Origin of the sequence: Marinomonas pontica (assembly GCF_026191375.1) — a bacterium.
Classification (GTDB): domain Bacteria; phylum Pseudomonadota; class Gammaproteobacteria; order Pseudomonadales; family Marinomonadaceae; genus Marinomonas; species Marinomonas pontica.
In genome coordinates, this window is sequence record NZ_JAODTL010000018.1 from 1 (window position 1) to 19,957 (window position 19,957).

The following is a 19,957-nucleotide window of genomic DNA, read 5'->3' on the forward strand; positions in this document are numbered from 1 at the left end:
GTCATTAAGCCAACCAGTAGGCTTTGTACTAATACTTGTCCGGCGATCATTTCCCATGAGGCTTGCGCTAGACCGCTGGATACCAGCCCCGTTGCCCCAAGAACTATCAGTGCAAGCAGCGAGACCAACCCCATTAGAGCGGTTGATACCAGCGGCGGCAATCCTGCGATTCGTAAACTGACGGTGTAAACAGCCCAAAAGAAGCTAGCAGCCAATAACAACAGATCGCCTTTCCATGTGCCTTCAGGTGCGGTTAATAGCGACAAACTGAGCAATACCACAACGCCAAAACACACCAAACTCAAGCCAATTTTTCGTTCCCGACTGACTTTCTCTTGATAGAAAAGAACGGCTAACAACGTCACAAAAAAAGGAAACGCGCCCAAAATTAACAGACCAGCATGAGATGCTGGAGCGTATTTCAAACCGGTCGCGCTCAAATAGAAAAACGGCAGTCCAGCACCACACACAATACCCAACAGCAAAATCGGCGACACCGCTCGAACTGTCGCGCGCGCGCGCCACAAGAAAGGAAACAACAGCAATGCCGGTGGCGAATAACGCAGCACACCCAGATCAAAAGCCGTCAAGGTGTTCGTTACGCCAGCGCGCATACTCACCAACCACGAAGCCCAAATAAGGATACTGACAAACGCAGCCAGCAAGCCCAAACGAAAACCCCAACCAGTGGCGTATTGTTTGTATTGTGGTGGCGTTTGCGTCAACGTGGATTGAGAGTCGTGTGAATAAACTTGGGACATAGCTACCTCGAAGGAAATCATCAAGCTAATTATCAACCCTGAAGCGCGAGCATGTCCTTGCTATTTACCCTTAAAAAAGGCGAGTATTTAGCACATAACGCCCCTAAAAATTAAATATGATACCAAGTGTGCCAATATGGATAAAATCGACTTAGACATTCTTTCTCATCTGCAATCTGATGGCCGCCTTACCAATGTGGCATTGGCAGAAGAAATTCACTTATCGCCCTCACCTTGTTTGCGCCGTGTTAAACAACTAGAGGACTCTGGGGTGATCGAGGGTTATCACGCTCGCATTGACCGTCAAAAAGCCGGTTTTTCCATGACGGTGTTTGTGGAAGTACGCTTAAAAAGCCACGCTGGGGACAAACATATTGTGTTTGAAAATGCGATTCTGGAGATGGAAGACATCATCAGCGCACACCTTGTTTCTGGCATCGCCGATTACCGTCTGGAAGTGGTCGCGGTGAATTTACAAGACTACGAACGTATTCTCAAAGCCTTGCAATCTTTGCCCCATGTGAAAGACATTCAGAGCCATTTTGCCATTCGTTCAGTAAAGACGTCCGCACCGCTGCCGCTGAAAAAGCCACGAGCATGATGCAAAAAAGCCGCTTATCTTGCGATAAGCGGCTGGTTATTACAGGCTGTGATCTGAGCGAATTAGACTTTAAAACTACCTACTTGCTGATCAAGCGATTTGTACAGTTTAGTGATGTCTTGCGCTTGTTGCTGGATCAAGTCGGACACAGACTGCACCGAATCGCTTTGTTCTTTTAGAGACACCATATTTTGATTAATGTCATTGGCCACAATGGATTGTTCCTGTGTGGCTTGCGCCGTGTGAGCCGCCATTTCTTGAACCTTACCAAATGAGGTCTGCAAGCTGGTAAAGATGGTCGTTACTTCGCCAAAGTTATTGACGGTAAACTCAGCATTGTCACGGCTGTTTTGAATCGCTTTAGACGACTCTGCAACGTTGACTTTTAGCTTTTCAATCATCGATTCAATTTCATTTGTACTGTCTTGGGTACGTGTTGCCAATGTACGAACTTCGTCGGCGACAACCGCAAAACCTCGACCTTGTTCACCCGCACGAGCCGCTTCGATGGCTGCGTTCAAGGCCAACAGGTTGGTTTGCTCGGCAATGTTACGAATCACTTCCAACACAGACGCAATATTTTCAGAGCTTTTTGTAGTTCATCAGAACGGCTTAGGGCAAGCTCAATATCAGATACCAATTCCGTCACCGCGTGCTGAGATTTATTCACCGCAGCCATACCGCTTTGCGTTAACGTGTTGGAGTTTTTGGCTTCATCCGCCGTATCTCGCGCCACTGTCGCCATTTGCTGATTCGACATATCCATTTCATGTCCGGCACTGACAATAGACGCCGATGCGTTTGCTAACCCTGTAGTGATACCAGATGTTTGTGTTGCTGCGTTGTTAAGCTGAACCGTCATTTTGCCCAACGCATCCGATTGCTTGTGTATGCTGCCGATGATGCCACGTAGACGGTTGACGAATTCGTTAAACTCATCCGCAAGATCGCCAAGCTCATCTTTTGTTGAGAATTCGATTTGTTGCGTTAGGTCACCATCGCCTTCGGAGATTTCACGAATACGCTGCCCTAAATAACGCACTTGATGAGACAATGTTTTCGGTGTTTTGTAGCTGAACCAAACGGCAATCAATAAACCCACAATCACAATAATAAATGCAAATTTTTCGAAGCTTGCGACCTTTTCTTCAATTACTGTTTTTGTTGATGCTGCATGCTTATTCACGGCTTCACCGGCTTTGTCTAAAATGCCTCTCAAGGCAGAAAAATCGGCATTGGACTTTTGCTCAGCCGCGGCAAAATTTGGGGCGTTTTTATCCAGCGCCACAAACGCATTCGATGCGTTCAGCCACGTTGTAAAGGCTTTATCAAAATCGCCCAATGACTGGTACACCTTAGGCTCTTTCGATAAATACTGTCTGAACAAATTAAAACGGTCTTTAACTTGTTGAGCATTTTCAAGGCGATCAGCGTCTTCGGATTTAGGATCGCCAAAGCCATCCACAATACGTTGTTCAGCCAATTTTGCTTGATACAAGTCACGGTCAGCATTCAGTATGACGGATGTTGCCTTAGCATAAGAATCTGCCTGCACATTCAGTGCGGCGGTCAACTGATTAATAATGTGTCCCATCGAGAGCAAAGCAACGATAAACGTGACGCTCATGACTAAAACGGGCAAAGAACTTTTTACCCTAATGGAATTTAAACGCATGGCTTTGTCTCCTACTACGAACGACCCAATTTATGATTGATTTGGGTATATTAGAGTTAGTTGTGGTAAGTAATCAATTGGGTTTAACAATTACCTACATATATGCAAAGTTTGATAACCTATTAAAACCTTTGCATTGTTACAAATCATAAAGATCTATCGTTTTTCTGCTAACTTATTGTCTTAACATGATTAAAAATTATAGCGCTTTGTAACAGCACCCATTCGCTCATCAAAGCCCATTCACTAAAAGAGTAACGCAATACCATGACCTTCCCGACACAAGGTGCCAAACTTACTCTGGCAGCATGGCTAGAAACACATTCCGATTTTCGGCTGCCTGCCCATGCCAGTGATGTAAAAACCGCGTTAATGACGCTTGATACATCGCCCAGCCCTGTCAGTTATTCGGCACAGTTTGCAACGCTAAAACGCTACTTCAATCGCGCTGTCTTGGTGTTGATGGTGTGCTGTGCATTATTAGGCTTCATGGCCGTGCCTTCGGCCTTCGCCATGAACCAAGCCAATCAGGTCAATATTTTTTGGTTGTTTCTTGTCCTGTTGGGGTTTCATGGGTTGAATGTCATCGTGTGGTTGATCACCATGGTGGCAACGTCAAAACGTCCCTCTGATAGCAAAGGCGTTTTGCTGATATTGTTGATTTTCCTAAACAAAAAAATAAGTAAGTATTCACATTTCAATGACGCCGTTAGCGCGGCTTATCTTCATTGGCAATGCCCTCCCCATTCGAATAAATGGCTCATCAGCAGTTTGTCTCATGGCGCGTGGGGCTGTTATCTGCTGGCAGGATGGGTGATGACATTGCTCTTGCTACTCACCAATCAGGTCAATTTTGCGTGGGAAACTACACTATTGAGTGATGCGGCATTTATTCAGCTTACACAGACCTTGAGTGTCATTCCGCAGTGGTTTGGAATCGCGCTACCAAATCAATTGGATATTTTAGCCAGCCGTGTCGACCTTATTCAACAATCAGCGTCCACCAGACAGCATTGGGCGAATTTTTTACTCGCCAGCATATTGATCTACGGTGTTTTACCTCGACTGATATTCACCCTAATCTGCGTGGCGCTATATCAAATAACACGCAAAACGCACCCGTTAAGCACGCAAGAACAGATTATCCAGAATCGTTATCGTCAACCAGAACAACAAAGTCGACTTGTGCTTGACGCTGATGCTTATCCTAAAACGCTAGGAACACATAACACCAACGCAAAAAATGATGTTTTATCCGATCAGGCTTTTTCACAACAATGGGCATTGTTTGAGTGGAGCGGAGAAAAGCCGAGTCAATTACAGCCTGTTGGTTCTGCGGTAATGCTCAATAGCAGAGAAGAACAAGCCCGCTTTTTGGCCTCACCCAGTCACGAGGCGATGTTTTTGTTGGTCGATGCCAACCAAAGCCCTGACCGCGGTACTAGGCGATTTTTGAACCAAGCTCGTGCGGTGCATTCCGCACTCACCTTGGTCATTTACCAAGACACTAACAGCCAATTTCACGACGACTGGTATCGTCTTGCGCGAGAGACAAACATACCATCTAACACACTGCCCAAAGAGGAGTAAGCCGTGTCTATTGCCCTTTTAGTCGTTGGTCATGCGAATACAGGAAAAACCTCATTGGTTCGGACCTTGTTGCGCAAACATGACTTCGGACAAGTCAGCAACCAAGCGGGCACAACTCGTCATGTGGAAAGTGTGAAGATAAAAATCGGCCAACATTCGATCATCACCCTCACGGACACCCCAGGCTTTGAAGACTCAGTAGGACTGTGGCAAGCCAGACATTCGGCTCCGTTTAGCGATCATCAAGGCGCAGATTGGCTGCTGCCTTTTTGTGACAGCCCACTGGCACAAAGCGACTTCGAACAAGAAGCTAAAATCCTCAAACAGCTGACCCACACAGACATTATTTTGTATGTCATCGACTTGCGGCAAGCCCCTTTGGGGAAATACTTAGACGAACTCGATCTCTTAGCAAGTGCCAACAAGCCGATCGTCCCAATCCTCAATTTTAGCGCAACCACAAGCCCACATGCAGACGCATGGCGTAAAGTCTTAGCCGAGCGCCACCTCCACGCGGTCATAAAATACGACACTGTGGCATTTTATTTTGAAGACGAAAAACGCTTATATCAGAGCATTCAAAGCCTCATGCCAGACAAATACGACGCCATCAAACAATTGATTCAATCACGTGAAGACGCCGCTAAACTGCGCCGCAGCATGGCCTGTAACCTGTTGGCCGAATTGATCATCAAAGCCGCCAGCACGCGCCTTGAATGCTCCCATTATCCGCCAGAAGCCGAAGACTCAAATCGTTTTGAAAACAGCATACGCACGCTGGAAAATCACTTCATGGAGCAACTGTTACGTCTTTACGAATTTCGGCAAGAAGACCTAATCGCCACCCCATTAGCCATAAAAAATGACCGCTGGCAGCAGGACATCTTTGCCACAGACACATTAAAAGAATGGGGAATAGACACGGGCACTAGCGCGCTAACAGGTGCGGCCATCGGCGCAGGAATAGATGTGATGTCCGCGGGACTGACGCTGGGAACCGCCACCACTATTGGAGCGTTTCTGGGTGCCACTTGGAAAACCGGACAGCATTACAAAGACACGCTAAAAAGCAAAATTACCAAGCGCCATCATCTGTGTTTGGATAGCGCCACACTCACGCTTTTGAGCGTGCGAGGATTGAGTGCAATCCAGCACTTTCATCAACGAGGTCACGCGGCTCAAGACGCGTTTCAGCTGTCGAATTTGCCTTCTGACTCGGGGCTAGTCGACCGTATTAAACCTTATTGGAAACAAGCACAACAACACCCCGAATGGTCAACGCACGCTTTGCCCGATGAACATCCAAGCAAACTCGGAATAAAGCGCCAGTTCGAAGACGTATTGGATTTGGCGACGACCTAAACTAGCCACACCAGAGCCCCGTCTTTAAGCCCTTGCTAGTTCTTGATCTAAGCGCTGCTTTGTTTGATGCATCAGCGCTTCGCATGATTCGAGCAGTTCAACCACATCGGTTTCCTGCAGCCCCGTTGTGTCGATGGGTGGCAGCATTTCAACAATCACCTTGCCATTGCGCCAACGGTTTAATCCGACTTGATTGTGAGTATTACTACAGACCACAGGAATGATGGGGACGCCCGCTTGCACCGCCGCATGAAAAGCCCCCCGTTTAAAGGGCAACCAACCACGCCCACGGCTGCGAGTCCCTTCAGGAAACATCCAAATAGACAGGCCGGTTGTTTTCATTTTCGTCACAATCTGCTCAATCGTCGCAATCGCTTGTTTACGGTTTTCTCGATCAATCAAAAAATTACCACTGAGCCAATACAACACACCAAAAAACGGAATCCAGCGCAGGCTCTTCTTACCAACGGTCACAACGCCTTCTGGCACAACCGATGCTAACGTGAACAAATCGAAATTATTTTGATGGTTGGCGACATACACCGCCTGAGGTACCTGTTTTGCCGCTTCAGAGACTCGACCTTCTACCGACAATCCGAAAAGCGACGCAACGTGTGCGAACACTCGCCCCAAATGGTAGACGCGATTTTTAGATCGTAAGGTAAACAAACAAAATACGATACCAAACACAGTGACACTGATAATTAATAAAGCAAGCAGCGCCATGCGCAGCAAAAACAACATATAGAAAAACCTCACATAGATAGCGTGTAAGATTCGTGGTGACGCATTCGTTTAACGGTTATGAAATGTTTCACGCCATTGAAAAAACTCTTCTGCCACCAAGGGCTTAGAGAAGAAATATCCCTGTATCTTATCACAATGATATTGCCTTAAAAGCGCCACCCCTTCGGCATTCTCGGCACCTTCAGCCGTGACTTGAAAACCAAGACTGTGAGACAAGCCAATCGTTGCGTTGGTGATAAATTCATCGCCTTTGTTGGTATCAATATACTGAATAAACGCACGGTCGATTTTGACTTCATTAACCGGCAATTCACGCAAATAAGAGAGTGACGATTGTCCCGTACCAAAATCATCAATCGCCAAATGCACGCCCATTTCTTGGAGTGCGTTTAGCACCTTGATAACCTTGCTTCTGTCCTTCATCACCGCGCTTTCGGTCACTTCTAACGCCAACGCTCGTACCGGTAGGCCATTTACTTTTAGCGCTTTGGCCACAATTGAAGGCAATCTTTCATCCAACAAATCGAGCGCAGACAAATTCACGGCCACTCGTATCTCATGACCTTTCTTCCACCATTGGCTAAGTTGCGACAACACGGTATTGAGCACCCATTTGGTCAACTGCTGAATGCTACCCGCGTGCTCTAAAATGGCAATAAACTCGTCCGGTGGCAAAAAGCCCAATTCCGGGTGAATCCACCGAATCAGCGCTTCGGCCTCATGACAGTCATCCGACGCAACACCTACTTTTGGCTGATACACCACGAACAGTTGATTCTTTTCCAGAGCCGATGGCAAATCACGAATGATGGTCAGCTGACGACGATGGCTTTCATCTTGGCCGACTTCATAAAACACACACACATTGCTTTCTTCACGAGCCTTATCGGCCACAATCTCTAAACGACGCATAGCACTGTTTGCGCTCGCGGTAGCGTGCTCGAAAGGAAGTATGCCGATACTGATATCAAGGCGAATATTGGAGCCTTTTTCTACTTCAAATTCGACACTGAATAACTGCTTTAAATCTCGGCAATCCTGCCCCGTGATTTGGCGATCAAATATCACCAAAAATTTATCACCCGACAATCTCGCCAACATGTGTGCATCGTGTCCCCATAATTGAAGACGTTCGGCCACTTTCGATAACATGGCGTTCCCCACGTCAAAGCCGAGCATATTGTTGATGCGTTTGAAATGTCTAACATTGACACTCACCAGCGCACCTTGCTCTTTGGGCAACACGTCATTCAAATACAGCTCGACCGAGCTGTTATTAAACAGCCCCGTTAATTGATCGTGCGATGCCCTGTACGTCAGTTCCTCTTCACGATTAATAATGGAGTCTTGCATGGTTTGCATGGTATTCGATAACACACCAAATTCACCGTCAATCTCTGGCGCTTTGACTTTTTCTTTGTTCACACCCAAACCAATCTGAGTTGCGTAGTCCACCAATCGACCAATCGGACGCGTCATGTTTCGAGCCAAAGCAATACCAAACAACAGCGCCAACGCCAACGCACCAGTAAAAATTAAGATCAACTGATTGCGCGTATAGTTGTAGCTCATCAACCAAGGCCCATAAGGCAGGTGAATTATCCCCCACTGATCTTTCATGCCTAGATCAACGCCTAAAGACAGGTACTTTTCATCGTTCGAAAACACTGGGGATTTTAAGATATTTTGGATGCTGAGGATGTCTTTGAATAACACGTCTTTTTCAGCCGTAGGTAAAGTTGATGCGCCCGATAACATATGAGTGTCACTGGTTTCAAAAACAAAACTGATGTCCAGCCCGGTTACGTTCTTAATTTGCTCTGCTAACGCCTGATCCAGCAAGAAAGCCATGCCGACCCAAGCCACCACATTCGGTGCTTTAATCGGCACCAACACCAACTGATACGCACGGTTGTCCAAGGCTATCATCGTGCTGATCGACGAGCCACCCGAACGACGAGCGGCAAACACTAACTCAGAGACCGTCTCGCTGATATTCAATGGTTGCGTCGCGGTAATCAACTCGCCACGCGGTGACACTAACAGAGAAACGTCGGCGTTAATCCGAGCGCCATGATTCTGCAGAACCGATTGAATCGTCCCTGTTTCCCGGGTCGCCACGGCTTGTTTGAAACCAAAATCTGAGGTCAAAATTTCAACCCCTTTGGTTAATTGCTCAGCACGCGCTTCAAGAAACAAATCAAAGACATTGCGAGATACGTCGATGGAATGCACGCCTTGTTTATAATTGTCTTCTTTTAGTGACGTCAACACGGCCAACGCCGTTCCTAACTGAACCAGCGCAAGCAACACCAAAACAAACATAATCAATCGTGCTTGAAAGCTTTTTAACACCTTAAAACCTCTTAAATGCTAATAACATAGGCGACGCAGCATAAATCCCAAAAACGCAAATAATGTTTAAGAATAATAGGGCTTATAACACTTTTATGCCATCGAACCTAATGTACTTCTTGTTCTATTAAAATTTAGCACGACAATATGCCAATAATTTTGTTTCCAATAGAAGGCGAACAAAACGGATGGCAAAAAGCCATCCTTGGTGAATTTGGTCTGTTTTACTGGGGTGAAATGGGAAAGGGAGTCGTGATCTGAGCTATAAATGGGTATTCAATGCGAACAGGGTGCGCGGCTAACTTTGCCAATAATTGTCTTTCCAGTAATCAATTTGATCGTCACCAAGAAAGCTCCACGCAATAAAGCGACTGATTTTCTGACCTTGCGCCATTTCAATGGTCTTTACTTGGCATACACCAACTTCTTTTAAGGTGCGATAGATGGCGTCTACATTGCCCTGACGCGCTACCAATGAGGTAAACCAGAAACAACGATCAGCGTATTGCACGCTTTCTTTGACCATACGAGACACAAAACCCGCTTCGCCGCCATCACACCACAACTCTGCCGCGGTGCCACCAAAATTTAATACGGGCTTAGCCGTTTGCACTGATTTACCTTTCACACCACGCCATTTTCGCTGAGATTCGTCGATCATTGCGGATTCACTGGTATGGAACGGAGGGTTACACAGCGTCAAGTCAAAGCGGTCTTTTTCTTTCCATACGCCGTCAAACAGCTTCGCTGCTTGTGTTTGCAGGCGCACACTGATGGCACCTTTTAAGCAAGCGTTGGATTTCACTATGGTATCGCACGTTGCTACCGCCACCGGATTCACGTCCGAGCCAACAAACTGCCAGCCATATTCTTGATGGCCAATAATCGGGTAGACGCAGTTCGCACCCACACCCACATCCAACACCTTTACCCCTTTTCCACGAGGAATGATGCCTTGGTTACTGTCGGCTAATAAATCAGCAAGATAATGAATGTAATCCGCTCTACCGGGAATCGGCGGACAAAGATAGCCCGGCGGAATATCCCAAAAAGCAACGCCATAGAAGTGACTTAATAAAGCTCGGTTTAACGTTTTCACAGCCTCGGGATTCGCAAAATCGACCGATTCGTTACCGTATTGATTCAGTTGAATAAAACCTGAGAGTTCAGGGCAAGAATCCGCCAACAGAGCAAAGTCATAACGCGCACGATGCGGGTTACGAGGGTGAAGCTCTAGTTTGTTCGGACGTTTGCTTTTCGTATTCTTGCTTTTTAAGACCACTGCCATGCCATTGTTTCAAACCAAAAGACGAGTATAACCGAATAAATGAATTTGGACTAAAGCCTGTACCGCTCTCAATACTCAGGATAAGGAATTAATCGTCGAATCACTTGTTCGCAAATCCCTCTAAACCAAATCACACCAGGATCGTTGCCAATCGACTTCGGCCAGCAGGAATAATACTGAATAAAAGGAAAATCCATCGGTAAATCTTTGATAACCAAACCGAACTGTTGACGAAAGCGTTCTGGTAACAGACCACTGTTGCTCATCAATAACGAGGTGCGCCCGACCGTTTCAAGTGCCGCCAACATATAAGGCGTGCGAAACGCAAAATGTCGTTCGCGAGCACGCTCTCCTAATAAAGCGTCACTGATCACCGGGTTGGAGCCACCTAAATTCACTAGCACATGTGAATAAGCCAAATAGTCATCCAACGTTAGGCGGTCCTTGCTGGCGAGCTCATGATTGGCCGACATCACACAGCGAAATTTTTCACGGCCCAATAGGTTCTTTTCAAAGCGGTTTGGCAACTGAATATAATCGCTGCATAACGCCAAATCCAGAGAGTGCTCTTCTTGGCTGAGCAAACTGGTTTCGGTCAGCGTGCTGGTTTCAAGCGAGGCAAACGGCGCTTCTCGATAGAAGTGTTCGGCGATCGCAGGCATATAGGCTTGTGCTTGATAATGCGTCGTTTGCACACGAAATGTGCGGTAACTGCTCTGTGGTTGGAACTCAGACTCCGTCCACAATCCCGCCATTTGCTCCAACATCAGCTTTAATGGGGCTTCTAGTGCCAACGCCTTGGAGGTCGGAACCATGCCCTTTGAGGTGCGAATAAACAAAGGATCATCAAACGCATCCCGCAACCGATTAAGCAGCCGACTCATGGCGGATTGACTCAAATACAAGCGATCCGCCGCACGCCCAACATTTCGCTCTTCTAGTAAATACAACAGTCCCGTTAGAGATTTCAGGTCTAAATGTTGGAGCGAAGATGGGATCATGACTAAATTCCGCTTTATGCATAATGATTAGACCTATTATGCATTGGCTTTCGCTCACAATGAAAGCCATTATGAAAAATCTCATTATCCTCCTCTTTATGAAAGGGAACCGCCATGCCAACCGCCAAACAGACTTTTTTATACGGCCTATTTTTCAGCTCTATTACCGTCTTATTTTGGGGAATGTTGCCGATCGCGCTCAAATTATCTGGCGGATTTTCTGACCCCATTACGTTAACTTGGCTGAGATTTTCAGTCGCCGCCGTCATTTTAGGCTTATGGCAATGGCAGCGAGGTGTATTGGGTGAATTCAAAGCACTGGCGCGCAAAGACTGGCTACGCTTGTTTGCTGCCGGTACCTTTTTGATCGTCAATTACACCAGTTTTGCTTGGAGTTTAAACTTTTTACTGCCCGGTTCCGCTCAGCTAAGCTTCCAAGTCGCACCTTTGTTTCTTGCATTAGGTGGTTTGTTTTTTCTTAAAGAGGTTATCAACTGGCAGCAGTGGTTGTGCTTTGTGGGTATCGGCGTGGGCATGCTGGTGTTCTTCCACCCTATTTTTGCGCAAGGTGGTCAGGGTTCTATTTGGTTTGGCTTTGGTATCGTACAATTGTCTGCGGCCGCATGGTCTATGTACGCGTTACTGCAAAAATCGTTATTTAAGCGTTTAGCACCTTCCAATATTTTATTGGCCATCTATGTTTATGCTTTGGTGGTAATGCTGCCATTTTCAACACCCAGCGCGCTGCTGTCGATGTCAGCGGACGATATATGGATTGCCGCATTCTGTTGTATTAACACTGTGATTGCGTACGGGGCATTTGCTCAAGCTATGCGCTATTGGCAAACCGTGCAAGTCAGTGCTTCGGTCGCTTTGACGCCAGTCATGGCCTTCATTCTTACCGAGCTTTGCGTGGCTTTCGGGTGGTGGACGGACAGCATCAGCTCATCCCATGCGGATATCTTGAGTTTGTTTGGTATGTTAATCGTGGTCGCAAGCGCCATTAACGTGCAATTGATCAGCGCCCGCGTTCAACGCAAAGCCGCTCTGCTGGCTAAGCCCTTAACCGAAGCCGTGTAACCAACCCGTAATGCATCACACCCAAAGGGCGAAAGGTAAGATAGAGATACCCAAGATGAGCAACACGGCTATCAGGGTAAAGAGGGCTTCGGCTGGGTTCTGACGGGCGTGCTGCAGATAACCCAGCACCCACTGCCCAGCACTGATTGGTCGCATGGCTTGTGCTCGGGCGATTTGGTCTTCTCGAATAAGGGCCTGCGCTTTGACGGCCTGCTCCTTGTCTCTGACCCACAGTCCTGCCATGGAGATTTGCCAACGCCCTGCGCTCGTTTCATAAAAGGCAATATCATGATCCGTGAGTAATTGACGGATCTCATCCGCTTCTTCATCTGGAACATACTTAAGCCGAAAAACCAGAGTCGCCATGCGCACACAACCTTTAACCGAAAAATTAAGCGCCCAAGAGTAAGAGAAGCCATCTAATAATACAATCGTGGATTGCTCTATCGCCTAGATTAAGCCGGGCTCACGTTTCGACAATGTCGTTCCACCCACGCAATCACTTGGTCCTTGGGAAGCGGTTGACTAAAGTAATAGCCTTGAACTTTGTCTACACCTAACGCTTTGACCGCATCCAATTGGTCTTGACGCTCCACGCCTTCGGCAACCAAATCCATCCCTAATTCTTTGGCAAGTTGAGTCACCGAAGTAAGCACTTGTCGTGTAAATGGGTCGTCTATATTGGCAATAAAAATTTGGTCCAGTTTTAACGTGTCGTAAGGGAAACGCCTTAAGAAATCCAATCCTGAATACCCTGTACCAAAGTCATCCACAGATAAACCAACGCCAAGTGCTTTAAGATGTTCAAAGCGACTGACCATCAGAGGCAACTCCTGAGCATTTAGTGCGCTGTTCTCAGTCACCTCAAGACCCAACTTGCCCTTCAGTTCTGGATACTCTTCTAAAATCCCAGCCAACGTAGGCGCAAAGTTTTCCTTCAATAGACTAAAGCGATCCACGTTTACCGCGGTGTTTATTCCACTGAGCACTTCTGGATATTCACGATAAAACGCCCCCACTTTGCGTATTACCAGCCACGTAAGTTCGTCCATCATGCCCAGTTGCTCTGCGATGTTCACAATCATCAAGGGCGACACTTGTCCATGATGTGCCGAACGCCAGCGCAACAGAGCTTCCATTTCAGGGGCTTTGCTGGTGCTTAATGACACAATCGGTTGAAAATACACGTCCAGTGTTCCGCTCTTTATGGCTCGTCGGACACAATGGCGCAATGAGCGGCGATAGTACACACTGACCAAATGCCCTGCGTAAAATACAAAGAACAAAACCGCCCACGCGATGACCATAAACGGCACTAAGGTTGGTAAGCGTTGCCAATATAAATTCGAAGGAAAAAACACATCCAATGTCATCGCCCAATCGTCTAATGACACGGTGGTTCTTTTCCATACATCAGAGTCAATGCCGTCTCGATTCGATGACAGTACCTGCCTACCGATGGTGAGCTCATAAAAGTATTCAGGTAACAGCACCGAATCCACCAGCCTAGAAAAACGTTCTGGCGGCGCCAAGCCATTCACCCCGATGCCATTTTCACCTTGATAAAAGGCAAAAAAAGTAGAATCACCCAATGTATTAGAACGCATAAGCGAAACAGTTTTTCGATCGTTGCTACTTTCTATACGAGCCACAATCGTTGAATAAATTGGGATATTCACCATCCCAAAGTTAGAACAGTACACTCTAAAATTATCACCAAATAAACCAAGTTCTTTGAACGTTGGTGAGTTAAACGTCGCACGCCTTAACTGCGTTATATCGTCGTTGTAACAGGCTCCACTTGCGTCATCCGTAATGTGTTTGAGCTCTTCAAAAATGTCGGCCATTTGATCGGTAAGTAATGTTTTTGCTAAGCGTGTTTTACGCTCTAAATCAGTGGACAAATAAACATAAAGGCCCACAACAAACAGCGCTATACTCAAAGCTAAAGACAGGCACGCGTACCAAAGCACAACCTTGTTTTTAGCAGGTAGTAATGCCGTAATACTGTTTAACATGTCGTGGCTTTCCTCCGTACTGATTCATGTAAGCAAACGGCAACCGATGCCATTTCCCCTACTTGCTTCGCGGCGGTCAGTACGTCTAGACCAACACTTAAAACGCGCATAAAAAAAGACCGCCAAGCAGCAGTCTTTCATATATAACATAAACTATATGGTGTTTTCTCGACCTATTGAGAATGACTCACGATAATTTTTACGTGCTATTAGTCAAAATTATAGTAGTGACGAAATTGAGCATTAATACAAAAATAATTCATCACTACTTCTATATTTATTAATAATCTTCAACTAGTTTTTTTGTATCACAATCGATAAATAACCAACCTCGACACCAAACTTAGTCATCACCGACTCATTAATCACCACACCCTCTTTTACCATATACATGCGGTCATCCACATTCACCTCTAACAGATCGCCATCGTAAGGCACTTTCAAAACATACTTCATAAACAAGGCATTTCCCGCCATGTTAATCGCACCAGATCCGACAACATCGTTCGCAGTGGCCGAGTATTCACCACGCTCATTGGGAGTCATAATCCACGTTCTCTCTTGGACTTCACCGTCATCAAAAACAAACCGCTCCGCCAGTACTCCCACACCGCCTTTCCAGCTGCCTTCTAACGTGGCGTTAAAGTAACGAATCACTTCGCCACTGCGGTTTTTCAAAATGCCGTGCGCCGTCAATGACCCGGAAAAAAACTCTTGCAGCTCAAATTTAGGATCGTTCTTCGCATACAAAGACACGTCTGGGGTGGAACAGGCCGTAAGTAATACAGCACACAGTAATAAGGTTAACTTGGTTTTAAAAGCTCGGTATATGCGATTCATAGTCATGATCCTAAGTGCCTAAATAAAAGAATTACAGGTACTGATATTGAATGTCGACTTGTTCGTATTTGCCTTTCGTATCGCAAATATTGGCTCGTCCCGTAAAACGCAGTAACCGTTTATCTTGTGAGTCGTACGCCACGACAATCGGATCGACAGCCATTTTCACCAACCAAGACGTCGGCGTCAGAGAAAAACACAGCGCTCCGTTTTGTGTGTCATCCAAACATGTGGCTTTGCTAACACGAAAACCAAACGTCGTTTGTTTGCTGGGTACCAGATAGTCCACATCCAATTCTTTTCCCGTTACCAATGCTTGCCAATATTGCTTCACAAACTCGTCAAAACCCGCGTCAACGATCATCCCGCCTTCTAACGCGACCGATTCGGTTTCTTCTTTTGCGTCTCGGTTTTCTAGGTAATTGACGGTCAACTGACGGCCCAGATTGTTTAACATCAATGCGTTCACCATTACGTTCATTCAGCTGCAAAAAACTCGGCGTGATTTTTGACTGAGAAAAATCCAGGGTTTTGTGCGCAAATACCTCGCCATTGGGTTCGGAATATTCGACGCTGTATGCGCTGTCATTGATTTGCTGATGTGTTTCTCGATACAACAACTCACCCGTTTTCACACTGTAAGCACTGCCAACAATTTGCGCCATGGCAGTGTTAGCAAAGCCAAGCAGTACGGTCACAGTCAACAAGCCGATTCGCAACAAACACACTCGAAAACACGCCATTTCAACTCTCTCCCGAAGTAGAAAATAAAGTCCATTGTTCACTCAACCAAACGCCCAGGGGCAAGATCAACGACCATATTAAGGCCACCACCAACGCGCTCAGTAAGGTTGGCTCAGCAAGGGTAATGCCAGATAAATTTGCCCCCGCAAGATAACTGAATGTAGGGCCTATGGCGCCCAAAAGTGCGCTCAACGCATATCGAGAACGCAACATCGCCAAACTGTGAGCAAACAAACTACCCACACTTACCCAAAGGCACAACAACCAAATCGGGGGCAAGTTGGCCGTCAGAGAAGGTTGAGCAAGCGTCGATGCATGGTTTATTGAAAACAAACCTATCTGAAACAATGCGCCATCGACCAGCACACCTAACCCTAAAAATACCGCCAACAACCGCCACTCTCGGCGACTGTTCATAAAATAGCGGTCATGCACAAACAGATACACTGCGGTTGCGACCACAGCCCAAATGTTGCCGGCCAACACGCACACAAACCAAATGATTTGAAACAAGATGGCATTCGCCAAACGTTTCATACCATCCGCTCCCATTAGCGTTGCTCGATCGTCAAACGATGGTCTGGCTTGGCGAAAACAAACTGCCCTGTGCTGATAGCGCGTTCTTTAAAACCACCTTCGCAATACGCTAGGTAGAAATCCCACATACGACAAAAAACATCGTCAAAGCCCATGTCGGTGACTTCACGACGGGCGGCATGAAAGCGCGTTCGCCAATCAGCCAGGGTTTTTGCATAATGCTCGGTAATGTCTTCTAACCCCACGATTTGCATGTCAGTTTTAGAAGCAATCTTATGTGCGATCACTTGATTGGAAGGCAAACAGCCACCAGGAAAAATGTAACGCTGAATAAAATCGACAGAGCGGCGGGCGTAATCATAGCGTTGATCCGCAATCGTTATGGCTTGAATCACCATGACACCATGCGGTTTGAGTAACTGACTGCATTTAGAAAAATAACTGTCGTAGTATTCATGACCTACCGCTTCGATCATTTCGATCGACACCAGTTTGTCGTATTGCCCTTGTAAATCACGGTAATCCTCAAGCAACAAGGTAATTTTGTCTTGTAACCCTTCGGCTTCTACCCGTGCTTTCGCAAACTCATACTGTTCTTTAGAAATCGTCGTTGTCGTCACTTGGCAGCCATAATGCTTCGCCGCATGAATCGCCATACCGCCCCAACCTGTTCCAATTTCCAATAAATGGTCGTTTTCTTTGAGTTGTAGTTTTTGGCAAATACGATCTAATTTATGCACGGACGCTTCTTCTAACGACGCATTGTGTTGTGGGTATACTGCCGCGGAATACATCATGGTGGGATCTAAGAACAAAGAGAAAAAATCGTTACCTAAGTCGTAATGAGCTGAAATATTTTCCTTTGAACCTTGCTTCGTATTGGCGTTCAGCTTGTGCATAATCTTGGCACCGATACGACTCCATATCGGCCTTTTGGCGTCCATCTTATTGATCAAGTTCAGATTGGCCACCATCAAACGTATCACAGCCACCACATCAGACGACGACCACCAACCTTTCATATAGGCTTCACCCGCCCCAATGCTGCTGTTCAAAAACACATCTCGGTAAGTATGAATGTCGTGAACTTGGATATGAGCGATGTACTGGGTATCGTCTTTTGGCTCACCGAAGGAATGGATTTCGCCGTTTTCCTCTACCGTAAGATGACCAACTTCCAATCGGCCCAACATAGTAAACACCATCTTACGGGCTAGATTATCAAACCAAGTTGCTGTGCGATTTTTCACTTTTTGATTACTCATACTGACGGAGTTCATAAAGGTTGGTCTCCTAATGTGTTATATGACTGATTTACAAAGTCGTCTTATTTTGTGGTCGCGCTTGATGAATTCGGGTGAGAATAAAAAGGCACTTTCTTCATCCAAAGTTTAAGAGCTTGCCAATAAATTCCGAACGCCACTTTCATTGTCATTACTGGATAACGAAACAACACGCTCGCCATCGAACGCGACGTTAATGGCATTCGAGTCAGTGACAAGGTGGCGTCGAACACGCATTGCTCACCCTCAATTTCTCTATTCTGCATGTGCACTGCCAGTTTTTGATCCGGAGCATTACTCCGCCAATCGTAAAAGTGCGTCATAGGATGAAACGGCGACACATGCATGTCCTTATTAAATTGGATACGTTGCATTGCTTGGCTTGGATCACACTTTAAAACATAGGCCACTTTTTCTTTCCAAGGTGTGTTCGTGACTTCCAAAAGCATGGCCTGCAATTGCTCGTTGTCATCAAAGCAGTAATAAATCGTGATGGGATTAATGATAAAGCCGAAATAACGACAATTGGTCAGCATGCGCACCGACCCAGACAGCGTTAATCCCAAGCGATCATTCACCTCGGACAATACTGCCTGCTTGATCGGCAAAGCGTCATCACCGAAGTAATCCTGACGGGAAAATCGCGCAAGCGCCCAAGGCTTCATTGACCACCAAGGGCTCATTGCCAACACGTCGTCCAATTCATCCAAATCAAAATACATCATGAAAACACGGTATCGAAAGGCATGAGACCGCGGTGAAAACCGACGATGACGTACCATGCCATGATAAACAGCGCTGTGTTTGGGCTCGAAACCTACCATGAGACACCAAGTCCATTTGCCACACGTACACCACTCCAACAACCATCTTCATGAAAACCATTGCGCCAGTACGCACCACAAAACCAAGTTTTGTTGACGCCATTAATCTCTGCCCAACGGTCCTGAGCCTTTATGCCATCTAAGGTAAAAGTAGGATGAGCATACTGAAAGCGCCCAACTATTTTGTCTTCCGCAATCATGTCTGTTTGATTCAACGTCACAACGTAAGTGGTCTCACTGTCGAAGTGTTGCAGAATATTCATGTTGTAGCTCAACGTTGCCGGCTTTGTTCGGTCTTCGCCAAGGTGATAATTCCAGCTCGACCACGCCAACTTTTTCTTTGGTAAAAGTCGAGTATCGGTGTGCAACACCACGTCGTTATTACGATACGGAATGGCGGACAAAATTGCGTGTTCTTCAGCTGAAGGGTCCGCTAACAAAGCCAACGCCTCGTCGCTATGGCAAGCAAAGACCACCTGATCAAATGTTTGCTGTGAACCGTCCGCAAAGTCAATCAACACTTCGCTGTCCAAACGATGCACTTTCGCTATATCCGCACCAAGCTGAATTCTGTCATTAAACTTCGCCACCAAAGGGGATAAATAAGCCGATGAACCGCCCTCGATGACTCGCCATTGAGGGCGATCATTCACACTCAATAACCCATGATTTTTAAAGAATCGGACAAAAAACACCAAGGGGAATTCCATCATTTCATCCAGTGTCGACGACCAAATCGCGCTGCCCATCGGGATCAAATAATGGCTGGCGAAACGGCTTCCATAGCCCTTTTCTTTTAGGTATTCGCCCAATGTGACGCCTTCTTTTAACTCTCCGCTTTCTAGGTCTTGGATGGCTTCTTTATTGAAACGTAGAATGTCTTTTAACATTCCTATGAATGAGACATTTAACAAATTACGACGTTGTGCAAACAAGGTGTTTAGGTTATTTCCACCGTATTCCAACCCTGTACGCTGACAACTCACACTAAAGCTCATTTCTGTCGCTTTGGATTTCACGCCCAATTCGTCCATCAGACGAATGAAGTTCGGGTAAGTCCAGTCATTAAAAACAATAAAGCCAGTGTCGATCGCTCTCACACTGCCCGCTTCAGGAACCTCCACCGTCGCCGTATGACCGCCGATTCGTTTAGCCGACTCAAACACGGTCACATCATGTTCTTTCTGCAATAAATACGCACTGGTCAAACCAGAAATCCCAGACCCTATGATGGCTATCTTCACTTACTGA

At 46.3% G+C, this 19,957-nt stretch carries 20 protein-coding genes; 4 read left to right on the forward strand and 16 right to left on the reverse strand.

Features of this window, described 5'->3' with window-relative positions; translation table 11 throughout:
- Positions 1-761, reverse strand: a 761-nt coding sequence (locus tag N5P32_RS02465; RefSeq protein WP_265727611.1) for a DMT family transporter, incomplete at its 3' end; no start/stop codon positions are given.
- A 136-nt stretch (positions 762-897) separates the two neighbouring features.
- Here N5P32_RS02465 and N5P32_RS02470 point away from each other — a divergent pair.
- Positions 898-1,362 carry an Lrp/AsnC family transcriptional regulator gene (locus tag N5P32_RS02470; protein ID WP_265727612.1) on the forward strand — a complete coding sequence of 155 codons (465 nt, stop codon included), beginning with the start codon at positions 898-900 and terminating at the stop codon, positions 1,360-1,362.
- A 62-nt stretch (positions 1,363-1,424) separates the two neighbouring features.
- Here N5P32_RS02470 and N5P32_RS02475 read toward each other — a convergent pair whose 3' ends face one another.
- Together N5P32_RS02475 and N5P32_RS02480 are read right to left on the reverse strand one after the other, a co-directional pair.
- Positions 1,425-1,922, reverse strand: coding sequence for a methyl-accepting chemotaxis protein (locus tag N5P32_RS02475; protein ID WP_265727613.1), 498 nt, complete (start codon positions 1,920-1,922; stop codon positions 1,425-1,427).
- Positions 1,919-3,037, reverse strand: a complete 1,119-nt coding sequence (locus tag N5P32_RS02480; RefSeq protein WP_265727614.1) for a methyl-accepting chemotaxis protein — start codon at positions 3,035-3,037, stop codon at positions 1,919-1,921. The genes N5P32_RS02475 and N5P32_RS02480 overlap by 4 nt, the downstream gene beginning before the upstream one ends.
- A 267-nt stretch (positions 3,038-3,304) precedes the next feature.
- On the opposite strand from N5P32_RS02480, the gene N5P32_RS02485 reads away from it, so the two are divergent.
- Entirely contained in the window at positions 3,305-4,627 is a 1,323-nt protein-coding gene (locus N5P32_RS02485) for a DUF2868 domain-containing protein (protein WP_265727615.1), read from the forward strand.
- Between the two features lie 3 nt (positions 4,628-4,630).
- Entirely contained in the window at positions 4,631-5,989 is a 1,359-nt protein-coding gene (locus N5P32_RS02490) for a DUF3482 domain-containing protein (protein ID WP_265727616.1), read from the forward strand.
- A gap of 24 nt (positions 5,990-6,013) precedes the next feature.
- Here the strand turns inward: N5P32_RS02490 and N5P32_RS02495 are convergent, their stop codons facing one another.
- The 4 genes from N5P32_RS02495 to N5P32_RS02510 all read right to left on the reverse strand — a co-directional run bounded on the left by N5P32_RS02495 (position 6,014) and on the right by N5P32_RS02510 (position 11,380).
- Positions 6,014-6,733, reverse strand: coding sequence for a 1-acylglycerol-3-phosphate O-acyltransferase (locus N5P32_RS02495; protein ID WP_265727617.1), 720 nt, complete (start codon positions 6,731-6,733; stop codon positions 6,014-6,016).
- Positions 6,734-6,784: 51 nt separating this feature from the next.
- A complete protein-coding gene (locus N5P32_RS02500; protein WP_265727618.1) occupies positions 6,785-9,091 on the reverse strand; it encodes a putative bifunctional diguanylate cyclase/phosphodiesterase in 2,307 nt (768 codons plus the stop codon).
- A 298-nt stretch (positions 9,092-9,389) separates the two neighbouring features.
- Positions 9,390-10,373: a 23S rRNA (adenine(1618)-N(6))-methyltransferase RlmF gene (gene rlmF / locus N5P32_RS02505; protein WP_265727647.1), complete on the reverse strand. Its 984-nt coding sequence runs from the start codon at positions 10,371-10,373 to the stop codon at positions 9,390-9,392.
- Between the two features lie 74 nt (positions 10,374-10,447).
- Complete coding sequence (locus tag N5P32_RS02510) at positions 10,448-11,380, reverse strand: LysR family transcriptional regulator (RefSeq protein WP_265727619.1); 933 nt, start codon at positions 11,378-11,380, stop codon at positions 10,448-10,450.
- Between the two features lie 114 nt (positions 11,381-11,494).
- Here N5P32_RS02510 and N5P32_RS02515 point away from each other — a divergent pair, with 114 nt between their 5' ends.
- Positions 11,495-12,460 (forward strand): DMT family transporter, encoded by a 966-nt coding sequence (locus N5P32_RS02515; RefSeq protein ID WP_265727620.1) that lies wholly within the window; start codon positions 11,495-11,497, stop codon positions 12,458-12,460.
- A 15-nt stretch (positions 12,461-12,475) separates the two neighbouring features.
- On the opposite strand, the gene N5P32_RS02520 is transcribed toward N5P32_RS02515, so the two are convergent.
- The 9 genes from N5P32_RS02520 to N5P32_RS02560 all read right to left on the reverse strand — a co-directional run bounded on the left by N5P32_RS02520 (position 12,476) and on the right by N5P32_RS02560 (position 19,950).
- Positions 12,476-12,826, reverse strand: a complete 351-nt coding sequence (locus N5P32_RS02520) for a DUF6164 family protein (protein ID WP_265727621.1) — start codon at positions 12,824-12,826, stop codon at positions 12,476-12,478.
- An 89-nt stretch (positions 12,827-12,915) separates the two neighbouring features.
- Positions 12,916-14,478, reverse strand: coding sequence for an EAL domain-containing protein (locus N5P32_RS02525; RefSeq protein WP_265727622.1), 1,563 nt, complete (start codon positions 14,476-14,478; stop codon positions 12,916-12,918).
- Positions 14,479-14,772: 294 nt separating this feature from the next.
- Positions 14,773-15,318, reverse strand: a complete 546-nt coding sequence (locus N5P32_RS02530) for a DUF3833 domain-containing protein (RefSeq protein ID WP_265727623.1) — start codon at positions 15,316-15,318, stop codon at positions 14,773-14,775.
- A gap of 31 nt (positions 15,319-15,349) precedes the next feature.
- A complete protein-coding gene (locus N5P32_RS02535) occupies positions 15,350-15,682 on the reverse strand; it encodes a hypothetical protein (protein ID WP_265727624.1) in 333 nt (110 codons plus the stop codon).
- Positions 15,672-16,061, reverse strand: a complete 390-nt coding sequence (locus tag N5P32_RS02540; protein WP_265727625.1) for a hypothetical protein — start codon at positions 16,059-16,061, stop codon at positions 15,672-15,674. Before N5P32_RS02540 ends, N5P32_RS02535 begins: the two co-directional genes overlap by 11 nt.
- Position 16,062: 1 nt before the next feature.
- Positions 16,063-16,599 (reverse strand): DUF2878 domain-containing protein, encoded by a 537-nt coding sequence (locus N5P32_RS02545; RefSeq protein WP_265727626.1) that lies wholly within the window; start codon positions 16,597-16,599, stop codon positions 16,063-16,065.
- Positions 16,600-16,613: 14 nt separating this feature from the next.
- Complete coding sequence (locus tag N5P32_RS02550) at positions 16,614-17,879, reverse strand: SAM-dependent methyltransferase (RefSeq protein ID WP_265727627.1); 1,266 nt, start codon at positions 17,877-17,879, stop codon at positions 16,614-16,616.
- 47 nt (positions 17,880-17,926) lie between these two features.
- A complete protein-coding gene (locus N5P32_RS02555; protein WP_265727628.1) occupies positions 17,927-18,706 on the reverse strand; it encodes a DUF1365 domain-containing protein in 780 nt (259 codons plus the stop codon).
- Positions 18,700-19,950, reverse strand: a complete 1,251-nt coding sequence (locus tag N5P32_RS02560; RefSeq protein WP_265727629.1) for an NAD(P)/FAD-dependent oxidoreductase — start codon at positions 19,948-19,950, stop codon at positions 18,700-18,702. The genes N5P32_RS02555 and N5P32_RS02560 overlap by 7 nt, the downstream gene beginning before the upstream one ends.
- Positions 19,951-19,957 lie beyond the last annotated feature (7 nt).